Here is a 19,934-nt window from a genome sequence, read left to right as displayed (position 1 = left end):
GGCCATTGGTGTCCACCAATGACTGCCAGCATCGACTGATTGATCCGGCGTCGGCTCCACGTATCGAGCGAGGTGACGACGTCATGAGTATTTTTAGCCACTTCCAACAACGCTTCGAGTCCACCCGCCAGGAAGAGCTCTCGCTTCAGGAGTATCTCGAACTGTGCAAAAAGGACCGCAGCGCCTACGCGTCTGCCGCTGAACGCCTGCTACTGGCGATCGGCGAGCCGGAGCTGGTGGACACTGCAGCCAATTCGCGCTTGTCGCGAATTTTCTCGAACAAGGTGATCCGCCGCTACCCGGCCTTTGAAGACTTCCACGGCATGGAAGAATGCATTGACCAGATCGTCTCGTATTTCCGCCATGCCGCCCAAGGCCTGGAAGAGAAGAAACAAATCCTCTACCTGCTCGGCCCTGTCGGCGGCGGTAAGTCGTCCCTGGCCGAGAAGCTCAAACAGCTGATCGAGAAGGTGCCGTTCTACGCCATCAAGGGCTCGCCGGTGTTCGAGTCGCCCTTGGGGCTGTTCAACGCCACGGAAGATGGCGCGATCCTCGAAGAAGACTTCGGCATTCCACGGCGCTACCTCAACACCATCATGTCGCCTTGGGCGACCAAGCGCCTGGCCGAATTCGGCGGCGACATCAGCCAATTCCGGGTGGTGAAGCTCTATCCGTCGATCCTCAACCAGATCGCCGTGGCCAAGACCGAACCGGGTGACGAGAACAACCAGGACATCTCGGCGTTGGTGGGCAAGGTCGATATCCGCAAACTAGAAGAATTCCCGCAGAACGACGCCGACGCCTACAGCTACTCGGGCGCACTGTGCCGGGCCAACCAGGGCCTGATGGAGTTCGTGGAGATGTTCAAGGCGCCGATCAAGGTGCTGCACCCACTGCTCACTGCGACCCAGGAAGGTAACTACAACAGCACCGAGGGCCTGGGGGCGATTCCGTTCACCGGGATCCTGCTGGCCCACTCCAACGAATCGGAATGGCACACCTTCCGCAACAACAAGAACAATGAAGCCTTCATCGACCGGATCTACATCGTCAAGGTGCCGTACTGCCTGCGGGTCAGCGATGAAATCAAGATTTACGACAAGCTGCTGTTCAACAGCTCCCTGGCCAAGGCCCATTGCGCGCCTGACACCCTGAAGATGCTGGCCCAGTTCACCGTACTGTCGCGTCTCAAGGAGCCGGAGAACTCCAACATCTACTCGAAAATGCGGGTGTATGACGGTGAGAACCTCAAGGACACCGATCCGAAGGCCAAGTCGATCCAGGAGTACCGCGACACGGCGGGCGTGGACGAGGGCATGAACGGCCTGTCGACACGCTTTGCGTTCAAGATCCTGTCCAAAGTCTTCAACTTCGACCCGCACGAAATCGCCGCCAACCCGGTGCACCTGCTCTACGTGCTGGAACAGCAGATCGAACAGGAACAATTCCAGGCCGAAACCCGCGAACGCTACCTGCGCTTCCTCAAGGAATACCTGGCACCGCGCTACATCGAGTTCATCGGCAAGGAAATCCAGACCGCGTACCTGGAGTCCTACAGCGAATACGGCCAGAACATCTTCGACCGCTACGTGCTGTATGCGGACTTCTGGATTCAGGACCAGGAATACCGCGACCCGGAAACCGGCGAGATTCTCAACCGCGTGGCCCTCAACGAGGAACTGGAAAAGATCGAAAAACCCGCCGGCATCAGCAATCCGAAGGATTTCCGCAACGAAATCGTCAACTTCGTACTGCGCGCCCGAGCCAACAACAACGGCAAGAACCCTACCTGGCTCAGCTACGAGAAGCTGCGGGTGGTCATCGAGAAGAAAATGTTCTCCAACACCGAGGACCTGCTGCCGGTCATCAGCTTCAACGCCAAGGCCAGCAAGGAGGATCAGCAAAAACACAACGACTTCGTCACTCGAATGGTCGAGCGTGGCTACACCGACAAACAGGTACGACTGCTCTCCGAGTGGTACCTGCGGGTGCGCAAATCGCAGTAAGGCAGCGACAAGCGTGAAATGCCAGGCTCCCGGTACGCCGGACAGCCTGGCAATCGACCGCTTGTCTTTAAGCTTCCAGCTTGCCGCTTGAAGCTTGTAACTTGAAGCTGCCCGGAGGGCTCCCACATGAGCTATGTGATCGACCGACGTCTCAATGGCAAGAACAAGAGCACGGTAAACCGCCAGCGTTTCCTGCGGCGTTACCGTGACCACATCAAAAAGGCCGTCGAAGAGGCCGTCAGCCGCCGCTCCATCACCGACATGGAGCACGGCGAGCAGATCAGCATTCCCGGACGCGACATCGATGAACCGGTGCTTCACCACGGCCGGGGCGGCAAACAGACCGTCGTGCATCCGGGCAACAAGGAATTCACCAGCGGCGAGCATATCCAGCGCCCTCAAGGCGGCGCGGGCGGCAAAGGCCCGGGCAAGGCCGGCAACTCCGGCGAAGGCATGGATGAGTTCGTGTTCCAGATCACCCAGGAAGAGTTCCTGGAGTTCATGTTCGAAGACCTGGAGCTGCCCAACCTGGTCAAACGCAACCTGACCGGCACCGACACCTTCAAGACCGTGCGCGCCGGGATCAGCAACGAAGGTAATCCGTCACGGATCAACATCATCCGCACCCTGCGTTCAGCCCATGCCCGGCGTATCGCGTTGTCGGGCAGCAGCCGGGCAAAACTGCGGGACGCCAAGGCAGAACTGGAGCGCCTGAAACGCGAAGAGCCAGACAACTTCGGCGATATTCAGGAAATCGAAGCCGAAATCGCCAAACTCAGCGCACGAATTCACCGCGTGCCGTTTCTCGACACCTTCGACCTGAAGTACAACCTGCTGGTCAAGCAACCCAACCCCAGCTCCAAGGCGGTGATGTTCTGCCTGATGGACGTGTCCGGCTCCATGACCCAAGCGACCAAGGATATCGCCAAGCGCTTCTTTATCCTGCTGTACCTGTTTCTCAAGCGTAACTACGACAAGATCGATGTGGTGTTCATCCGCCATCACACCAGCGCCCGGGAAGTCGATGAAGAGGAGTTCTTCTACTCGCGGGAAACCGGCGGCACCATTGTTTCCAGCGCCTTGAAGCTGATGCAGGAAATCATGGCCGAGCGCTATCCGGCCAACGAGTGGAACATCTACGCTGCCCAGGCCTCCGACGGCGACAACTGGAACGACGACTCACCGATCTGTCGCGACATTCTGATCAACCAGATCATGCCGTTCGTGCAGTACTACACCTACGTCGAAATCACCCCGCGCGAACACCAGGCGCTGTGGTTCGAATACGAGCGCATCAGCGAAGCCTTCGCTGACACGTTCGCCCAGCAACAATTGGTCTCGGCCGGCGATATCTATCCGGTCTTCCGTGAACTCTTCCAGCGCAGGTTAGTGACATGACCGCCAAAGAGCATAAGCGCCAACCCATATCCACAGGGTCCGAATGGACCTTCGAACTGATCCAGGCCTATGACCGGGAAATCAGCCGCATCGCGGCGGGTTATGCCCTGGACACCTACCCCAACCAGATCGAAGTGATCACCGCCGAACAGATGATGGACGCCTATGCGTCCGTGGGCATGCCCCTGGGCTATCACCACTGGTCCTACGGCAAACACTTCCTCAGCACTGAAAAGTCCTACACCCGTGGGCAGATGGGTCTTGCCTACGAGATCGTCATCAACTCCGACCCGTGCATCGCCTACCTGATGGAAGAAAACACCATCTGCATGCAGGCGCTGGTGGTGGCTCATGCCTGCTATGGGCATAACAGCTTCTTCAAGGGCAACTACCTGTTTCGCACCTGGACCGATGCCAGCTCGATCATCGATTACCTGGTATTCGCCAAGCAGTACATCATGCAGTGCGAGGAGCGCCACGGCATCGATGCGGTGGAAGACCTGCTCGACTCCTGCCATGCCCTGATGAACTACGGTGTCGACCGCTACAAACGCCCCTATCCGATCTCTGCCGAGGAAGAACGGCTGCGCCAGAAAGACCGTGAAGAGCATCTGCAGAAACAGATCAACGACCTCTGGCGCACCATTCCCAAACGCGCCGGCAAGAACAGCGACAAGGACAATGCGCGCTTCCCCGCCGAACCTCAGGAAAACATCCTGTACTTCATCGAAAAACACGCGCCATTGCTGGAGCCCTGGCAGCGGGAAATCGTGCGGATCGTGCGCAAGATTGCCCAGTACTTCTACCCACAACGCCAGACCCAGGTGATGAACGAGGGCTGGGCTACGTTCTGGCACTACACCCTGATGAACGACCTGTACGACGAAGGCCTGGTGACCGACGGCTTCATGATGGAGTTCCTGACGTCCCACACCAGCGTGGTCTACCAGCCGGGCTTTGACAGCCCGTACTACAGCGGCATCAACCCGTATGCCCTGGGTTTTGCCATGTACCGGGATATCCGGCGCATGTGCGAACACCCCACCGAAGAAGACCGCCGCTGGTTCCCGGACATCGCGGGCAGCGACTGGCTGTCGACCATCAAGTTCGCCATGAGCAGCTTCAAGGATGAAAGCTTCATCTTGCAGTACCTGTCGCCCCAGGTGATCCGTGACCTCAAGCTGTTCAGCATCATGGATGACGACCTCAAGGACGATCTGCTGGTGCCGGCGATTCATGACGAACCAGGTTACCGCACTATCCGTGAAACCCTCGCGGCGCAGTACAACCTGGGCAATCGCGAACCCAACGTACAGATCTACAGCATCGACGTACGCGGCGATCGGTCGCTGACCCTGCGCCACCAGCAGCACGACCGCAAACCGCTGGGAGAGTCCACTGACGAAGTCCTCAAGCACCTGCACCGGTTGTGGGGGTTCGATATTCACCTGGAAACGCTGCAAGGCGACCAGGTGATGAAAACCCACCATGTTCCGCCCCGCAACGAACACAGCGATAACGATTACGGTCGCCTGGACCTGGCCGTCGTGCATCTGTGAAACGGCAAAGCCTCCATTGGCGGGCCGCAGGCGTTATCCTGTGCCGCTAATGGAGGCTTTTTCATGCAAATCTACAAAGTCGGCGGTGCGGTACGTGATCGCCTGCTGGGCATTCCCGTTTCTGATGTCGACCGTGTCGTAGTCGGCGCTACCACTGAAGAAATGCTCGCCCTGGGCTACAAGCCTGTGGGTGCTGACTTCCCGGTATTCCTTGATCCGAAAAACGGCGACGAGTACGCCCTCGCCCGCACGGAGCGCAAGAGCGGCCAGGGTTATGGCGGCTTTGTGTTTCACGCCAGCCCCGACGTCACCCTGGAAGAAGACCTGATACGCCGTGACCTGACCATCAATGCGATGGCCGAAGACGATGACGGCAACCTGACCGATCCGTATCACGGCCAGCAAGATCTGGAAGCACGTATTCTTCGCCACGTTTCCCCCGCATTCGCCGAAGATCCGCTCCGGGTCCTGCGCGTTGCCCGTTTTGCAGCACGCTACGCCAGTCTTGGGTTTACCGTCGCACCAGAAACCCTGGAACTGATGCGCGAACTCAGCGATTCCGGCGAACTGGAAGCCCTGACGCCTGAACGCAGCTGGAAAGAGATCTCCCGCGCCTTGATGGAAAATCAGCCACAGGTGTTCATCCAGGTGCTGCGCGATTGCGGCGCCCTCAAAACCCTGATGCCGGAAATCGACGCACTGTTTGGCGTACCGCAACCCGAAGCCCATCACCCCGAGATTGATACCGGCGTTCACACCCTGAGCGTGCTGGAACAGGCGGCCCTCCACGCCCAACCGCTGACCGTGCGCTGGGCCTGCCTGCTGCATGACTTGGGCAAGGGCGTGACGCCTGTGGATAAGTTGCCGCAGCACATTGCTCATGAGCAACGCGGCTTGACGCTGATCAAGGCGGTGAACGAGCGCTTCAAGGTGCCAAGGGATTGCCAGGAACTGGCGCTGCTGGTGGGCGAATATCACACCCATGGCCATCGCGCGCTGGAGCTGAGGCCCTCGACCTTGCTGGAGTTGCTGCAAAGCTTCGACGCTTACCGTCGCCCGCAGCGGTTCGAGGAGTTTGTGGTGGCATGCGAGATGGACGCCCGCGGCCGCAAAGGCCTTGAGCAGAGAAGTTATCCACAAGCGGATTATTTGCGCGGCGCAGCGCTGGCGGCACGGGGCGTACCGGTAGCACCGCTGCTGGAGCAAGGCTTCAAAGGCCCTGAGCTGGGTGAAGCGCTGAAACGCGAACGGCTCAAGGCGTTGAAAGCCTACAAGAGCGCATCCGGCGTTAACGACTGATCACGCCACACGAATGCGACCGGCGCCAATACCTGATCGATTTGTGCATCCTGCCAAAGCGCGGCAAATGACTTGCCCGCTTCAGGATGCACACGCTCCGGCGCCATCAACGACAGCGGCCACAGTACAAACGCGTTTTTCAGGATTTCAGCCCGGGGCAGAATCAGGCCATCGAAATTACCGACCAGCTCGCCGTACAGCAGCACGTCGATATCCAGCGGCAAGCCCTTGCGATCCGGGGCGTACCGGCCATTGTCGGCCTCGATGAATTTCAGCCGGCGGTCCAGCTCCATCAACGGCAGGTCGGTATAGGCCGACACCACCAGATTGAAGAACGGCCCGCTCTTGATCCCCACTGGCTGGCTTTCAAACACAGCCGAACAGCGCATATCCGTCAGGAAACCCGCCAGCGCATCGAGCCCGGCGCGCAAATGGGCCTCACGTTCGATATTGCTGCCAAGACCAAGGTAAACCTGAGTTAGCGACATCCGCGCTCGATCTCCACGCCCACGCCCTTGGCAGCCGGAACGGCGCCGGGCTTGGTCAGTTTGAGGTGCAGCCAGGGAATCTGGAACTCACTCATCAACACTTCGGCCAGGCGCTCGGCGAAAGTTTCCACCAGCTGGAACTGCGCCTGCTCGGCAAAGGCCTGGATACGTGCGGACACACTGGCGTAATCCAGCGCCAGGCTCAGGTCGTCACCGGCAGCGGCCGGGCGGTTGTCCCAGGCGAAGCTCAGGTCCAGACGCAGGCATTGCCGGATACCGCGCTCCCAGTCGTAGGCCCCGATTACGGTGTCAACTTCCAGGCCTTCGATAAACACTCTGTCCAAGCACTCTTCTCCGCTGCACGACAAGGGCGCGATGCCCCGTTAGAATCAGGGCGTCCTCGCCCGGAATAGTTAGCATGTTTTGGTTACTGGCGACTCTCGCCTACCTGCTCGGCTCGCTGTCCTTCGCCATTTTGCTCAGCCGCCTGACGGGTAATCCCGACCCGCGAATGAGTGGCTCAGGCAATGCCGGCGCCACCAATATGTTGCGCCTGGCCGGCAAAAAACTCGCCGTGCTGACGTTGTTCGGCGACGTCTGCAAGGGCCTGTTGCCCGTGCTGATCGCTGATCTCGCCGGGCTTTCGCTGCAACAGCAAGCCTGGATTGGCGTCTGCGCGGTGCTCGGCCACTTGTTCCCGTTGTACTTCCGCTTTCGCGGCGGCAAGGGTGTTGCGACGGCGGCCGGCATGCTGCTGGGGATTTATCCACCGGCGGCGCTGCTGGCCATCCTGGCCTGGCTGCTGACGTTCTACCTGACCCGTACCAGCTCGCTGGCCGCATTGATCGCCACGCCCCTGACCCTGCCGTTGCTGGCCTGGCAGGAGCCGGCGGCGCTGGTGCCGATGAGCGTGCTTACACTGCTGATCGTCTGGCGCCACCGGGGCAATCTACGCGACCTGTTTGCCGGGCGCGAACGGCATTTTTAAAAATACCCGATGAACCCGGCTCACGTTCGCCGGTTACAGCGGCGGCAGTTGCTCCATCGGCCAGCGCGCCTGCACGCTGATGGCCAGGCTTTCATGCTGACCAGCTTGTAAACGCTGGCAACCGGCATAGGCGATCATCGCGCCGTTGTCGGTGCAAAACTCAGGACGGGCATAAAACACATCGCCCCTCATGTCGCCGAGCATTTTTTCCAGCGACACGCGCAATGCCTTGTTGGCGCTGACGCCACCAGCGATCACCAGGCGCTTCATGCCCGCCTGCTTCAGGGCCCGCTTGCACTTGATGGCCAAAGTCTCCACCACGGCCTGCTGGAACGCCAGAGAGATGTCGCAACGGGCTTGCTCACTGTCGTCTCCGGCGCTGACGCTGTGCTGCCAGGTGTTCAGGGCAGAGGTTTTCAGGCCGCTGAAGCTGAACATCAGGCCAGGGCGATCGCACATCGGACGCGGGAAGGTGAAGCGCCCCGCAACGCCTTTTTCCGCCAGCCGTGCGATTTCCGGGCCACCGGGATAGTTGAGGCCCATCATCTTCGCAGTCTTGTCAAAAGCTTCACCGGCAGCGTCGTCCAGGCTTTCGCCCAGCAGCGTGTATTGGCCGATTCCATCGACCTGAACCAGCTGCGTATGGCCACCTGAAACCAACAAAGCGACGAACGGGAACTGTGGCGGGTTTTCTTCCAGCATCGGGGCCAGTAAATGGCCTTCCATGTGGTGCACGCCGAGGGCCGGAATGCCCCAGGCAAATGCCAGCGCCTGGGCGCAAGAGGCCCCAACCAGCAGGGCTCCGACCAATCCGGGGCCTGCGGTATAGGCAATGGCATCGATCTCGGTCGGCACGCAGCCAGCCTCGTCCAACACCTGGCGAATCAATGGCAGCATGCGTTTGACATGATCACGGCTGGCCAGCTCCGGCACCACGCCACCATAGGCGCGATGCAGGTCGATCTGACTGAACAGTGCGTCGGCCAAAAGCCCGCGTTCACTGTCGTAAAGTGCGACACCGGTTTCGTCGCACGAGGTTTCTAATCCCAGAACTAGCATGGGTTTGCGCCTTGTAGAGGCTGAATTCGAAGGCGCGCATAATAGTCGCCACTCCCCCTCCCGACTAGCGGTTTTCGATCAGAGGCTTTGCATTCCGGGCAATGAGGGGTTAACATCCGCAACCCTTAAAAACCGACGACCTCAGCCGCGAATTTTTTGCGACGAGAACGTTGATTCCCGGTAATGAAAGAAGGTAGCTCTGGATGCCAGCCGTCAAAGTAAAAGAGAACGAACCCTTCGACGTAGCTCTGCGTCGTTTCAAGCGCTCCTGCGAAAAAGCCGGTGTTCTGGCTGAAGTTCGTAGCCGCGAATTTTATGAGAAGCCAACTTCTGAGCGTAAGCGTAAAGCAGCAGCCGCTGTTAAGCGTCACGCCAAGAAAGTTCAGCGCGAGCAGCGCCGCGCCGTTCGTCTGTACTAATACACAGACGTTCGTAGCAAGCTTCTGCCAAGCCCGGCCCTCAGCCGGGCCGTTGGCATTTGCGGATATCGCTTGATGCTTCACCGTTGACGCCGCACACGCGACTGAAACGAACTGCTTCACACGTCAGGACTGGCTCTTTTGCCAGCGGTGCACGTCTCTTCTGACGAGCCTAACAAGGCTACTGACGAGCACACTTATTTTTTAACAGGCGATCAACAGGTCGGCTGCGCCCACCGACGAGCATCCGAGGCCCCCACATGGCCAAGACCGGACTCCCGGGCAACATTTCTACGCCGGGCACTGATCGGAACTAACGTCAGTGAATGTTCGGCAGATACACTTCCTGACAGACCAAGCAGACGACAGTTGATCGAGCCGCACAACACGCGCGCCTTGAGCACTTTGCGGGCCCTCTTTTACACGCAGTGATGACGAGAACGCCATGGCCGGGCTAATTCCCCAGAGCTTTATTGACGACCTTCTGAACCGCACCGACATCGTCGATGTAGTCAGCTCGCGCCTGCAAATGAAAAAGGCCGGCAAGAACTACACTGCCTGCTGCCCGTTTCACAAAGAAAAGACTCCGTCCTTCAGCGTCAGCCCCGACAAGCAGTTCTACTACTGCTTCGGCTGCGGCGCCGGCGGCAATGCCCTCGGCTTCATCATGGACCACGACAACCTGGACTTCCCCCAGGCCGTCGAGGAACTGGCGAAAGCCGCCGGCATGGAAATCCCCCGCGAAGAAAGTGGCCGCCCGCACAAACCGCGGCAACCCACCGATTCGCCGCTGTACCCATTGCTCACAGCTGCCGCCGACTTTTACCGCCAGGCATTGAAAAGCCACCCGCAGCGCAAAGCCGCCGTCGATTACCTCAAGGGCCGCGGCCTGACTGGTGAAATCGCCCGCGACTTCGGCCTCGGGTTCGCCCCGCCCGGCTGGGACAACTTGTACAAGCACCTGAGCAGCGACACCCTGCAGCAAAAAGCCATGATCGACGCCGGCCTGTTGGTGGAAAACGCCGAGACCGGCAAGCGTTATGACCGTTTCCGCGACCGGGTGATGTTCCCGATCCGCGACAGTCGCGGCCGTATCATCGCGTTCGGCGGCCGGGTGTTGGGGGACGACAAGCCAAAATACCTGAACTCACCGGAAACCCCGGTGTTTCACAAAGGCCAGGAACTCTACGGTCTGTTTGAAGCGCGCAAGAACAACCGCAACCTCGATGAAATCATCGTGGTTGAAGGCTATATGGACGTAATCGCCCTGGCCCAGCAAGGTTTGCGCAATGCCGTGGCCACCTTGGGCACCGCGACCAGCGAAGAGCACTTGAAGCGCTTGTTTCGCGTGGTGCCCAACGTACTGTTCTGCTTCGACGGCGACCAGGCCGGCCGCAACGCTGCATGGCGCGCCCTTGAGTCGACCCTGTCGAGCCTGCAGGACGGGCGGCGCGCACGCTTCCTGTTCCTGCCCGAAGGCGAAGACCCGGACACCCTGGTCCGCGCCGAAGGCACCGACGCGTTCCGCGCGCGCATCAACCAACACGCACAACCGCTGGCCGATTATTTTTTCCAGCAACTGACCGAAGAGTCCGACCCGCGCTCCCTCGAAGGCAAGGCCCACATGGTCACCCTCGCGGCACCGCTGATCGACAAGGTTCCGGGCGCCAACCTGCGGACCCTGATGCGCCAGCGCCTGCTGGAAATCACCGGATTGAGTGGCGAGGCCGTCAGCCAGCTGGCGCGCAGCGCGCCGCAAGAGGCGCCGCCGGCCTACGACCCGGGCATGGATTACGACGCCATGCCGGACTACTCCGACTTCCACCAACCGCAGGAGGCCTACACGCCCCAGCAGGAGTGGACACCGAAAAAACCCGGCGCCGGCGGCAAGAAATGGGACAAGAAACCCTGGGATAAAAACGGCAAACGTGGCGGCGACCGTGACGAACCGCGCGGCCCACGCGTCCCAGCAGCAGTAGAGCCGCCCACCATGGCAGCCCTGCGCACGCTTTTGCACCACCCGCAACTGGCACAAAAAGTCGAAGACGCGGGGCACTTTGCGGCCGAAGACCACACCAATACACAACTGCTGGTGGCCCTGCTCGAAGCCGTACAGAAGAATCCTAAGCTAAACTCATTCCAGCTGATTGCACGCTGGCACGGCACTGAACAGGGCCGTTTGCTAAAGGCGTTGGCAGAAAAGGAATGGCTGATTGATGGCGCTAACCTTGAACAACAGTTTTTCGACACCATTACTAGCTTGGTAGCTCGTCAACGCGAGCGAAACCTGGAACAACTTCTTCGAAAAGCGCGTCAGAGTGAATTGACCGCCGAAGAGAAAAATCAACTGCGCGACCTTTTAAGTCGCAATGTTTCCGCATCAAACCCGACCTCAGCTGGCGTGTGAGGTCATAGCTCGGGTATAATCCTCGGCTTGTTTTTTGCCCGCCAAGACCTTCAGTGGATAGGGTGTTATGTCCGGAAAAGCGCAACAGCAGTCTCGTATCAAAGAGTTGATCACCCTTGGTCGTGAGCAGAAGTATCTGACTTACGCAGAGGTCAACGACCACCTGCCTGAGGATATTTCAGATCCAGAGCAGGTGGAAGACATCATCCGCATGATTAATGACATGGGGATCCCCGTACACGAGAGTGCTCCGGATGCGGACGCCCTTATGTTGGCCGACGCCGATACCGACGAGGCAGCCGCTGAAGAAGCAGCTGCCGCGTTGGCAGCGGTCGAGACCGACATCGGTCGCACGACTGACCCTGTGCGCATGTATATGCGCGAAATGGGTACGGTAGAGCTGCTGACACGTGAAGGCGAAATCGAAATCGCCAAGCGTATCGAAGAGGGCATCCGTGAAGTGATGGGCGCAATCGCGCACTTCCCAGGCACGGTTGACCACATTCTCTCCGAGTACACTCGCGTCACCACCGAAGGTGGTCGCCTGTCCGACGTCCTGAGCGGTTATATCGACCCGGACGACGGCATTGCGCCACCTGCGGCTGAAGTTCCGCCACCGATCGATGCCAAGGCTGCGAAAGCAGACGACGACACCGACGATGAAGAAGCTGAAGCCAGCACCGATGACGAAGAAGAAGTCGAAAGCGGTCCGGATCCGATCATCGCAGCCCAGCGCTTTGGCGCGGTCTCCGATCAGATGGAACTGGCTCGCAAGGCCCTGAAGAAGCACGGTCGCGGCAGCAAGCAGGCAACTGCTGAATTGCTGGCCCTGGCTGAACTCTTCATGCCGATCAAACTGGTACCGAAGCAATTCGAAGGCCTGGTTGAGCGGGTTCGTAGCGCCCTTGAGCGTCTGCGTGCACAAGAGCGTGCGATCATGCAGCTCTGTGTCCGTGATGCGCGCATGCCGCGTGCCGATTTCCTGCGCCAGTTCCCGGGCAACGAAGTCGACGAAAGCTGGACCGACGCACTGGCCAAAGGCAAAAGCAAATACGCTGAAGCCATTGGTCGCTTCCAGGCCGACATCGTTCGTTGCCAACAGAAGCTGACTGCATTGCAGACCGAAACCGGTCTGACGATTGCCGAGATCAAGGACATCAACCGTCGCATGTCGATCGGTGAGGCCAAGGCCCGCCGCGCGAAGAAAGAGATGGTTGAAGCGAACTTGCGTCTGGTGATCTCCATCGCCAAGAAGTACACCAACCGTGGCCTGCAATTCCTCGATCTGATCCAGGAAGGCAACATCGGCCTGATGAAAGCGGTGGACAAGTTCGAATACCGTCGCGGCTACAAATTCTCGACTTATGCCACCTGGTGGATCCGTCAGGCGATCACTCGCTCGATCGCCGACCAGGCCCGCACCATCCGTATTCCGGTGCACATGATCGAGACGATCAACAAGCTCAACCGTATTTCCCGGCAGATGTTGCAGGAAATGGGTCGCGAACCGACCCCGGAAGAGCTGGGCGAACGCATGGAAATGCCTGAGGATAAAATCCGCAAGGTATTGAAGATCGCTAAAGAGCCGATCTCCATGGAAACCCCGATCGGTGATGACGAAGACTCCCACCTGGGTGACTTCATCGAAGACTCGACCATGCAGTCGCCAATCGATGTTGCTACCGTTGAGAGCCTTAAAGAAGCGACTCGCGACGTACTGTCCGGCCTCACTGCACGTGAAGCCAAGGTACTGCGCATGCGCTTCGGCATCGACATGAATACCGACCACACCCTTGAGGAAGTCGGTAAGCAGTTCGACGTTACCCGTGAGCGGATTCGTCAGATCGAAGCCAAGGCGCTGCGCAAGCTGCGCCACCCGACGAGAAGCGAGCATTTGCGCTCCTTCCTCGACGAGTGATCACAAAAACCCCGGCCCAGGCCGGGGTTTTTGCTTCTACAGATTAGTCTCTATAGATTAACTGCCCCGCAGTACCCCTCTCCGCAATGCCCGTCTACACTCGAAACATTCCCCGTGCCATAACGAGACCGTTATGCCCAGATTGCCGACCGTGTTACTGCTGTCGCTGCTGACCTGGACCGCAACGGCTGGCGCGTTGACTCTCACCGATGAAGAGCGTGTCTGGCTGGCGGACCACCAAGAGTTGCGCCTGGGCGTCGATGCCTCTTGGCCACCCTTTGAATACCGCGATGAAGATGGTCGCTACCAAGGCTTGGCCGCTGATTACGTGCGGCTGATGCAGGACCGCCTAGGGGTCCGGCTAAAGCTGATCGAGCCGGTGAACTGGAGCGCGGTGCTGGAACAGGCCCGCAACAACCAGCTCGACCTGCTGCCGGGCATTATGTCCACCCCGGAGCGCCAGGATTTCCTGTCGTTTACCCGGCCGTATCTCGACTTCCCCATCGTCATCCTCGCCCATGAAGGCGGCCCGCAGCCGCGCAGCCTCAAAGACCTGTATGGGCTGAAGATCGCCGTGGTGGAGAACTACGCCCCCCACGAACTGCTGCGCACTCACCACCCGGACCTCAACCTGGTGGCCATGCCCAATGTCAGCGCAACGTTGCAGGCCCTGGCCACCGACAAGGTGGACGCCGTAGTCGGCGACCTGGCGTCCAGTGTGTGGAGCCTGCGCCAACTCAAGCTGGAAGGCCTGTACATCAGTGGCGAGACACCCTATCGCTATCAATTGGCCATGGGCGTACCCAAGGACGACAAGATGCTGGTGGGCATCCTCGATAAAGTCCTGGCCGATATCAGCCCGGCCGAGACCGAGGCCATTCAGCAACGCTGGATCGGCAATGTCATCGACCACCGCACCCTCTGGACGGATGTGCTGCTCTACGGGCTGCCCGCCGTACTGCTGCTGAGCATCGTGCTGGCCGTTGTCATCCGGATCAACCGCCGGCTCAGTTCAGAGATTTCCCGTCGGGTTGCCCTCGAACAGGAACTGCGCAGCAGCGAATACCATTACCGTGGCTTGGTGGAGAGCCTTTCCGCGATCGCCTGGGAAGCCAGCATCAGCGATTTCACCTACAGCTACGTGTCGCCCCACGCCGAGGAGCTACTGGGCTACCCACGCGCCCATTGGCTGATCCCGGGCTTCTGGCGCAACATCATCCACCCGGCCGACCTGACCCGCACAGAGGCCTATTGCTACGCCGAAACCCGGGCCAACCGCGACCACAGCGTCGACTACCGGGTAATCACCGCCGATGGCCGCTGCCTGTGGGTGCGGGACATCGTCAGCCTGATCGAACATGGCCACGAGCCGGTGCTGCGCGGCCTGATGATCGACATCAGCGAAGCCAAGCGCACCGAGGAAGCGTTGCAGCTTTCGGAGCAGAAGTTCGCCTCGGTGTTCCAGCAATGCCCGGACATCCTGGTGATCGCCCGGCTGTCCGACGGTTGCCTGATGGAGGTCAATAAGGCGTTCGAAGACCAGATCGGCCTGAGCGCCGAAGAAGTCGTGGGAAAAACCGCCACCGAACTGAATATCTGGGGCATTCAGGGCGTAGGCCCCGGCCTGCTGCAACGGGTGCAGACCACCAGCATCCGCAACCTGGAAATGCCCTTCCTGCGCAGCAACGGCCAGGCCTTCACCGGGCTGATTTCCGCCGAGCCGTTTCAACTCGATACCACTGAAGCCCTGGTGGTGGTGGTGCGCGACATCACCCAACTGAAAGAAACCCAGCAGCGCCTGCAAACCTCCGAAGAGAAATTTGCCAAAGCCTTCCACGCCTCCCCTGATGGCCTGCTGCTGAGCCGCCAAAGTGACGGGCTGCTGATTGAAGTCAACGAAGGATTCAGCCGTATAACCGGCTTCAACAGCGTGATGTCACTGGACCAGTCAACCCTGGACCTCGGCATCTGGGTCGACCTGAACGAACGCAAGGACATGCTGGAACTGCTGCAACGGGACGGATTCGTCCGCGACTTTGTCTGCCATATCCGCCGCAACGACGGCGAGATTCGCCTGTGTGAAGTCTCCAGCCGCTCGCTGCCCATCGGCGATGAAGACTGCATGCTGACCATTGCCCGGGACATCACCGAACGCCAACTGATGCAGGAAAAACTGCAACAGGCCGCCACCGTCTTCGAGAGCACAGCCGAAGGCGTACTGATCACCGACACCCGGCAAAACATCAGCGCCGTGAACCGCGCCTTCAGCGAGATCACCGGCTACGGCGAAGCCGAAGCCCTCGGCCAAACCCCGCGCCTGCTCGCGTCCGGCCTGCACGACAGCGCTTTCTACGCGGCCATGTGGCACCAACTGACGGCCAACGGCCACTGGCAAGGCGAGATCTCCAACCGGCGCAAGAACGGCGAGCTGTACCCCAGCTGGCTGACCATCAGCGCGGTGCGCAACCGCGAGCAGTCGATCACCCACTTTGTTGCCGTGTTTGCCGACATCTCCAGCCTCAAGCACGCCCAGGCGCGCCTCGATTACCAGGCCCACCACGACCCGCTGACCGGCCTGCCCAACCGCACCCTGTTCGAAAGCCGCCTGCAGGCCGCCCTCAACAATCAACAGGAAACCGGCAGCCAGGGCGCGGTGCTGTTCCTCGACCTCGACCGCTTCAAACACATCAACGACAGCCTCGGCCACCCGATTGGCGACCTGTTACTTAAAGACATCGCAGTGCGCCTCAAGGACCAACTGCGCGACGTCGACACCGTCGCGCGCCTGGGCGGTGACGAATTCATCATCCTGCTGCCCGGCCTGCAACAAGCCAGCGACGCCGAACACCTGGCCAATAAACTGCTGGCCTGCTTCACGCCGCCGTTTCAGGCGGGCGAGCATGAGTTCTTCATCAGCGCCAGCATCGGCACCAGCCTGTATCCGCGGGACGGCACCGATGTCGCCACCCTGGTCAAAAATGCCGACGCTGCCATGTACCGCTCCAAGGCCAAAGGCCGCAACCGCGTCGAAAGCTACACCCAGGACCTCACCGCCCAGGCCAACGAACGAGTGGCACTGGAACACGAACTGCGCCGGGCGATCGAGCGCGATGAATTGTTCCTCTACTACCAGCCGAAACTGAGCCTGGATACCCAACAACTGATCGGCGCCGAAGCGCTGATTCGCTGGAGGCACCCCACCTTCGGCGACGTGCCGCCCGAGCACTTCATTGCCCTGGCCGAAGAGAACGGCATGATCCTGCAGATTGGCGACTGGGTGCTGGAACAGGCTTGCCGGCAAATGCGCGACTGGAGAGAGGCCTTTGATGAGTTCGGCACGCTGTCCGTCAACCTCGCCGGCGCACAACTGCGCCACCCCAACCTGCTGGCGCGCATCGAACAATTGCTGCGGGACAACCACCTGGAGCCCGGCTGCCTGCAACTGGAAATCACCGAAAACTTCATCATGAGCCAGGCTGAAGAAGCGCTGGAGGTGCTACACCAACTCAAGCGCCTGGGCGTGCAACTGGCCATTGATGACTTCGGCACCGGGTATTCGTCCCTCAGTTACCTGAAACGCCTGCCGCTGGATTTCCTGAAGATCGACCAGTCCTTCGTGCGCGGCCTGCCAGATGACCCGCATGATGCGGCGATCGTGCGTGCCATTATTGCCCTGGGGCACAGCATGCAATTCACCATCATTGCCGAAGGTGTGGAAACGTCTGCCCAGCAAGCGTTTTTGGCGGCTGAAGGGTGCGAACAGATGCAGGGCTACATCGTCAGCTTGCCGCTGCCGCCGGACCTTTTTGCCGCTACTTTCCTTCGTATGAGTGTTTCGGACTTTTCGGATGGCACAGCGAAGAAACCATCGCTATAATCCGCGGCCTACTGAGGGCCTATAGCTCAGTTGGTTAGAGCAGGGGACTCATAATCCCTTGGTCGTAGGTTCGAGTCCTACTGGGCCCACCATCTTGAAAGCCGCGCATTGCGCGGCTTTGTCGTTTCTGGCGCCTGAGGCGTGCAGCAATGAAACATTAGTTAGTTGTCCCGGACGGCTGCGGCTACGACCATGATTCCCAGTCAACGCCACTCCAGCACGAGGGAAACTTGTTCAATGCATCAGAAGAAACGCTCGCCGCACAACGCAATCCACAGCCTGGGCATGCGTGCCGCAGCCGCCATCGCAATCACCCTCGCCACTTTAAGCTGCGCACAAGCCGCCCCTGCTGCCACTGACACCATCAAGGCATTCAAGCTGTGCACCGGCGCCGACAACGCCTCTCATGTACTGGAAGGCACCATCGACCAGAGCATGCGCAACGACGTGACTGCTATTCACTTCAAGCAAACCCCGGCGCATTCCTCGTACGGCTGGCATAACGACCCGGAGCCTCAGTACGTTATGACGCTGTCCGGCACCCTGGCGTTCGTGACTCGCGGCGGTGAGAAGTTCACGCTGCACCCGGGTGAAGTGCTGATAGCCGAAGACAATACCGGCACAGGGCATCGCTGGAATCTGGTGGACGATCGACCCTGGCGGCGTGGGTATGTGGTGCTCAAGCCTGGCGCGCCGGATTCGTTCATCCCGAACGATCCTGCCGCTGCCAAGGTGTGCAAGGCGTCTTAATCTCGCCGATCACACCAACGCATCAACAATGACTTGCGCCGTGCTCAGCAACGGCGCATCCCCTCTAAACGCCCCAATCACCTGCAACCCCACCGGCAACACCCCTTCCCCACGTGCCACCGGCACGTTCACCTGCGGCAAACCAAACGCGCCCCAGAACTTGATGAAGTCCGATGGACCCGTGGTCTCCAACCCCACCGGCGCCAGCATCCCGCAGGAAACACTCAACATCGCATCAAACGGCTGGCAGATCTGTGCGAGCTGCGGGGCCAGTTGAGCCAAGCGCGCCTTGGCCGCCGACTCCTGTTCCCAATTCGTAGCCTTCGCACGCTCGATCATGGCCAACGTCGAATCACTGAGTAGCTCAGGATGAGACTGAAACTCCTTGGCCAATGAGCGGGCACCTTCGCAATCGTTGATCAACTGGTGATCATCGAAAACACCGTCGAACGCCTCGGGCAACACGACTTCACTGACAAAAGGCCCCAACCGGGATATCGCTCGCTCAATAGCCTGGGCCACCACCGGCTGCACATCAGACCAGCGAGAGGTACGGCAGAAGCCAAGCCGCAAAGGTCGACGCACGGCCTCAACAGCCGGAAACCCCGGAATCAACACCCGCGCCACCCGCTCAAGATCGCGCACCGAACGCCCATACCAACCCACCGTATCGAAGCTCGGCGCCAGCGGTTTCACGCCTTCCAGCGAGACCAGCCCAAACGACGGTTTGAAGGCAAACAACCCGCAATAAGCCGCAGGCTTGAGCAACGACCCAGCCGTCTGGGTACCCAACGCCAACGGGAAAAACCCGGCGGCCATCCCCGCCGCAGAACCCGCACTGGAGCTACCCGGCGTACGAGCCAGATCAAGCGGATTACGCGTCGGCCCCGTGTTCATGTAGGCAAATTCGGTGGTGTGGGTCTTGCCCATGATGATCGCGCCCGCCTGGCGCAGCAGCGTCACTACATGGGCATCCCGCGATGGCCGATTACCCTGGTAAATCGGCGAATAGAACTCCGTTGGATGGTCGGCGGTATCAAAGATGTCCTTGATCCCCACAGGCACGCCCGCCAGCAGGCCGGCACTCCCTTCAAGCTGCCTTGCCTGCTCGCGTACCGCTTCAGGATCGAAGGATACAAATGCCTGGATCTGCGGCTCGTCGACACCTATCCGCGCAAGAAAGTATTCAGCCACCAAAGCAGACGTACCGGCACCAGCACCCACCGCGTCGGCAATGCCCGTTGCGTCGAGATCATTCATCGACGCGCCCTCACTTGGCAAACAACTGCCCAATGTCCTTGAACGCCTTGAACTCCAGCGCATTGCCGCACGGATCAAACAGAAACAACGTCGCCTGCTCACCCACCTGACCTTTGAATCGGATATGCGGCTCCAACACAAACTGGGTGTTGCGCGCCTGTAAACGCTCAGCCAGTGCATGCCAATCGTCCCAACTCAGCACCACGCCAAAATGCGGCACCGGCACATCGTGACCGTCCACCGCATTGGTATGTGCAGCCTCTTGAGAAGCAGTTTTCGGATGTTCATGAATAACCAATTGATGACCGAAGAAGTCGAAATCGACCCAGTGATCACTGGCCCGCCCCTCCTCCAAGCCAAACACCTCACCGTAAAACTGCCGTGCAGCCGCCAAGTCGAATACCGGAATCGCCAGGTGAAAAGGAGCCAGTGCCATCAGGTCAAACCTCTGTGGGTATTAAGTCCTTCCGAGTCTAGCCTTGCCGTCATCGATGGAAAGACGATAG

Annotated in this window: 15 protein-coding genes and 1 tRNA gene; 11 read left to right on the top strand and 5 right to left on the bottom strand. The window is 59.7% G+C overall.

Features of this window, described 5'->3' with window-relative positions; translation table 11 throughout:
- Positions 1–83: 83 nt before the first annotated feature.
- From CEC48_RS08665 to CEC48_RS08650, 4 genes are all read left to right on the top strand, one after another.
- Complete coding sequence (locus CEC48_RS08665) at positions 84–2,006, top strand: PrkA family serine protein kinase (RefSeq protein WP_003210999.1); 1,923 nt, start codon at positions 84–86, stop codon at positions 2,004–2,006.
- Positions 2,007–2,132: 126 nt separating this feature from the next.
- Positions 2,133–3,404, top strand: coding sequence for a YeaH/YhbH family protein (locus CEC48_RS08660; protein ID WP_003211000.1), 1,272 nt, complete (start codon positions 2,133–2,135; stop codon positions 3,402–3,404).
- Entirely contained in the window at positions 3,401–4,963 is a 1,563-nt protein-coding gene (locus CEC48_RS08655; RefSeq protein ID WP_088423357.1) for a SpoVR family protein, read from the top strand. Before CEC48_RS08660 ends, CEC48_RS08655 begins: the two co-directional genes overlap by 4 nt.
- A gap of 63 nt (positions 4,964–5,026) precedes the next feature.
- Positions 5,027–6,262: a multifunctional CCA addition/repair protein gene (locus CEC48_RS08650; RefSeq protein ID WP_088423356.1), complete on the top strand. Its 1,236-nt coding sequence runs from the start codon at positions 5,027–5,029 to the stop codon at positions 6,260–6,262.
- On the opposite strand, the gene folK is transcribed toward CEC48_RS08650, so the two are convergent.
- The gene (gene folK, locus CEC48_RS08645; protein ID WP_088423355.1) at positions 6,232–6,750 is read right to left on the bottom strand and encodes a 2-amino-4-hydroxy-6-hydroxymethyldihydropteridine diphosphokinase; all 519 of its coding nucleotides are present in this window, start codon (positions 6,748–6,750) and stop codon (positions 6,232–6,234) included. The genes CEC48_RS08650 and folK overlap by 31 nt on opposite strands.
- Entirely contained in the window at positions 6,741–7,094 is a 354-nt protein-coding gene (gene folB, locus CEC48_RS08640) for a dihydroneopterin aldolase (RefSeq protein WP_088423354.1), read from the bottom strand. Before folB ends, folK begins: the two co-directional genes overlap by 10 nt.
- 74 nt (positions 7,095–7,168) lie before the next feature.
- Here folB and plsY point away from each other — a divergent pair, with 74 nt between their 5' ends.
- Positions 7,169–7,738: a glycerol-3-phosphate 1-O-acyltransferase PlsY gene (gene plsY, locus CEC48_RS08635; protein WP_088423353.1), complete on the top strand. Its 570-nt coding sequence runs from the start codon at positions 7,169–7,171 to the stop codon at positions 7,736–7,738.
- A 33-nt stretch (positions 7,739–7,771) separates the two neighbouring features.
- On the opposite strand, the gene tsaD is transcribed toward plsY, so the two are convergent.
- Positions 7,772–8,797, bottom strand: coding sequence for a tRNA (adenosine(37)-N6)-threonylcarbamoyltransferase complex transferase subunit TsaD (gene tsaD / locus CEC48_RS08630; RefSeq protein ID WP_088423352.1), 1,026 nt, complete (start codon positions 8,795–8,797; stop codon positions 7,772–7,774).
- A 203-nt stretch (positions 8,798–9,000) separates the two neighbouring features.
- Here tsaD and rpsU point away from each other — a divergent pair, with 203 nt between their 5' ends.
- From rpsU to CEC48_RS08600, 6 genes are all read left to right on the top strand, one after another.
- Complete coding sequence (gene rpsU, locus CEC48_RS08625; RefSeq protein ID WP_002551877.1) at positions 9,001–9,216, top strand: 30S ribosomal protein S21; 216 nt, start codon at positions 9,001–9,003, stop codon at positions 9,214–9,216.
- A 445-nt stretch (positions 9,217–9,661) separates the two neighbouring features.
- Positions 9,662–11,623, top strand: a complete 1,962-nt coding sequence (dnaG, locus tag CEC48_RS08620; protein ID WP_088423351.1) for a DNA primase — start codon at positions 9,662–9,664, stop codon at positions 11,621–11,623.
- 67 nt (positions 11,624–11,690) lie between these two features.
- Positions 11,691–13,541, top strand: coding sequence for an RNA polymerase sigma factor RpoD (gene rpoD / locus CEC48_RS08615; protein WP_063026748.1), 1,851 nt, complete (start codon positions 11,691–11,693; stop codon positions 13,539–13,541).
- 133 nt (positions 13,542–13,674) lie between these two features.
- Positions 13,675–17,418, top strand: coding sequence for a bifunctional diguanylate cyclase/phosphodiesterase (locus CEC48_RS08610; RefSeq protein ID WP_088423350.1), 3,744 nt, complete (start codon positions 13,675–13,677; stop codon positions 17,416–17,418).
- A 15-nt stretch (positions 17,419–17,433) separates the two neighbouring features.
- Positions 17,434–17,510, top strand: a tRNA-Ile gene (locus tag CEC48_RS08605).
- Between the two features lie 145 nt (positions 17,511–17,655).
- Positions 17,656–18,168 (top strand): cupin domain-containing protein, encoded by a 513-nt coding sequence (locus CEC48_RS08600; protein WP_088423349.1) that lies wholly within the window; start codon positions 17,656–17,658, stop codon positions 18,166–18,168.
- A gap of 9 nt (positions 18,169–18,177) precedes the next feature.
- Here the strand turns inward: CEC48_RS08600 and CEC48_RS08595 are convergent, their stop codons facing one another.
- Positions 18,178–19,428, bottom strand: a complete 1,251-nt coding sequence (locus tag CEC48_RS08595; protein WP_088423348.1) for an amidase — start codon at positions 19,426–19,428, stop codon at positions 18,178–18,180.
- A 10-nt stretch (positions 19,429–19,438) separates the two neighbouring features.
- Positions 19,439–19,864 (bottom strand): VOC family protein, encoded by a 426-nt coding sequence (locus tag CEC48_RS08590; RefSeq protein ID WP_003211024.1) that lies wholly within the window; start codon positions 19,862–19,864, stop codon positions 19,439–19,441.
- Positions 19,865–19,934: the final 70 nt, after the last annotated feature.

This window comes from Pseudomonas sp. K2I15, from assembly GCF_002204795.1.
In the GTDB taxonomy this organism is placed as follows: domain Bacteria; phylum Pseudomonadota; class Gammaproteobacteria; order Pseudomonadales; family Pseudomonadaceae; genus Aquipseudomonas.
This window is presented reverse-complemented; position numbering and strand designations above follow the sequence as displayed.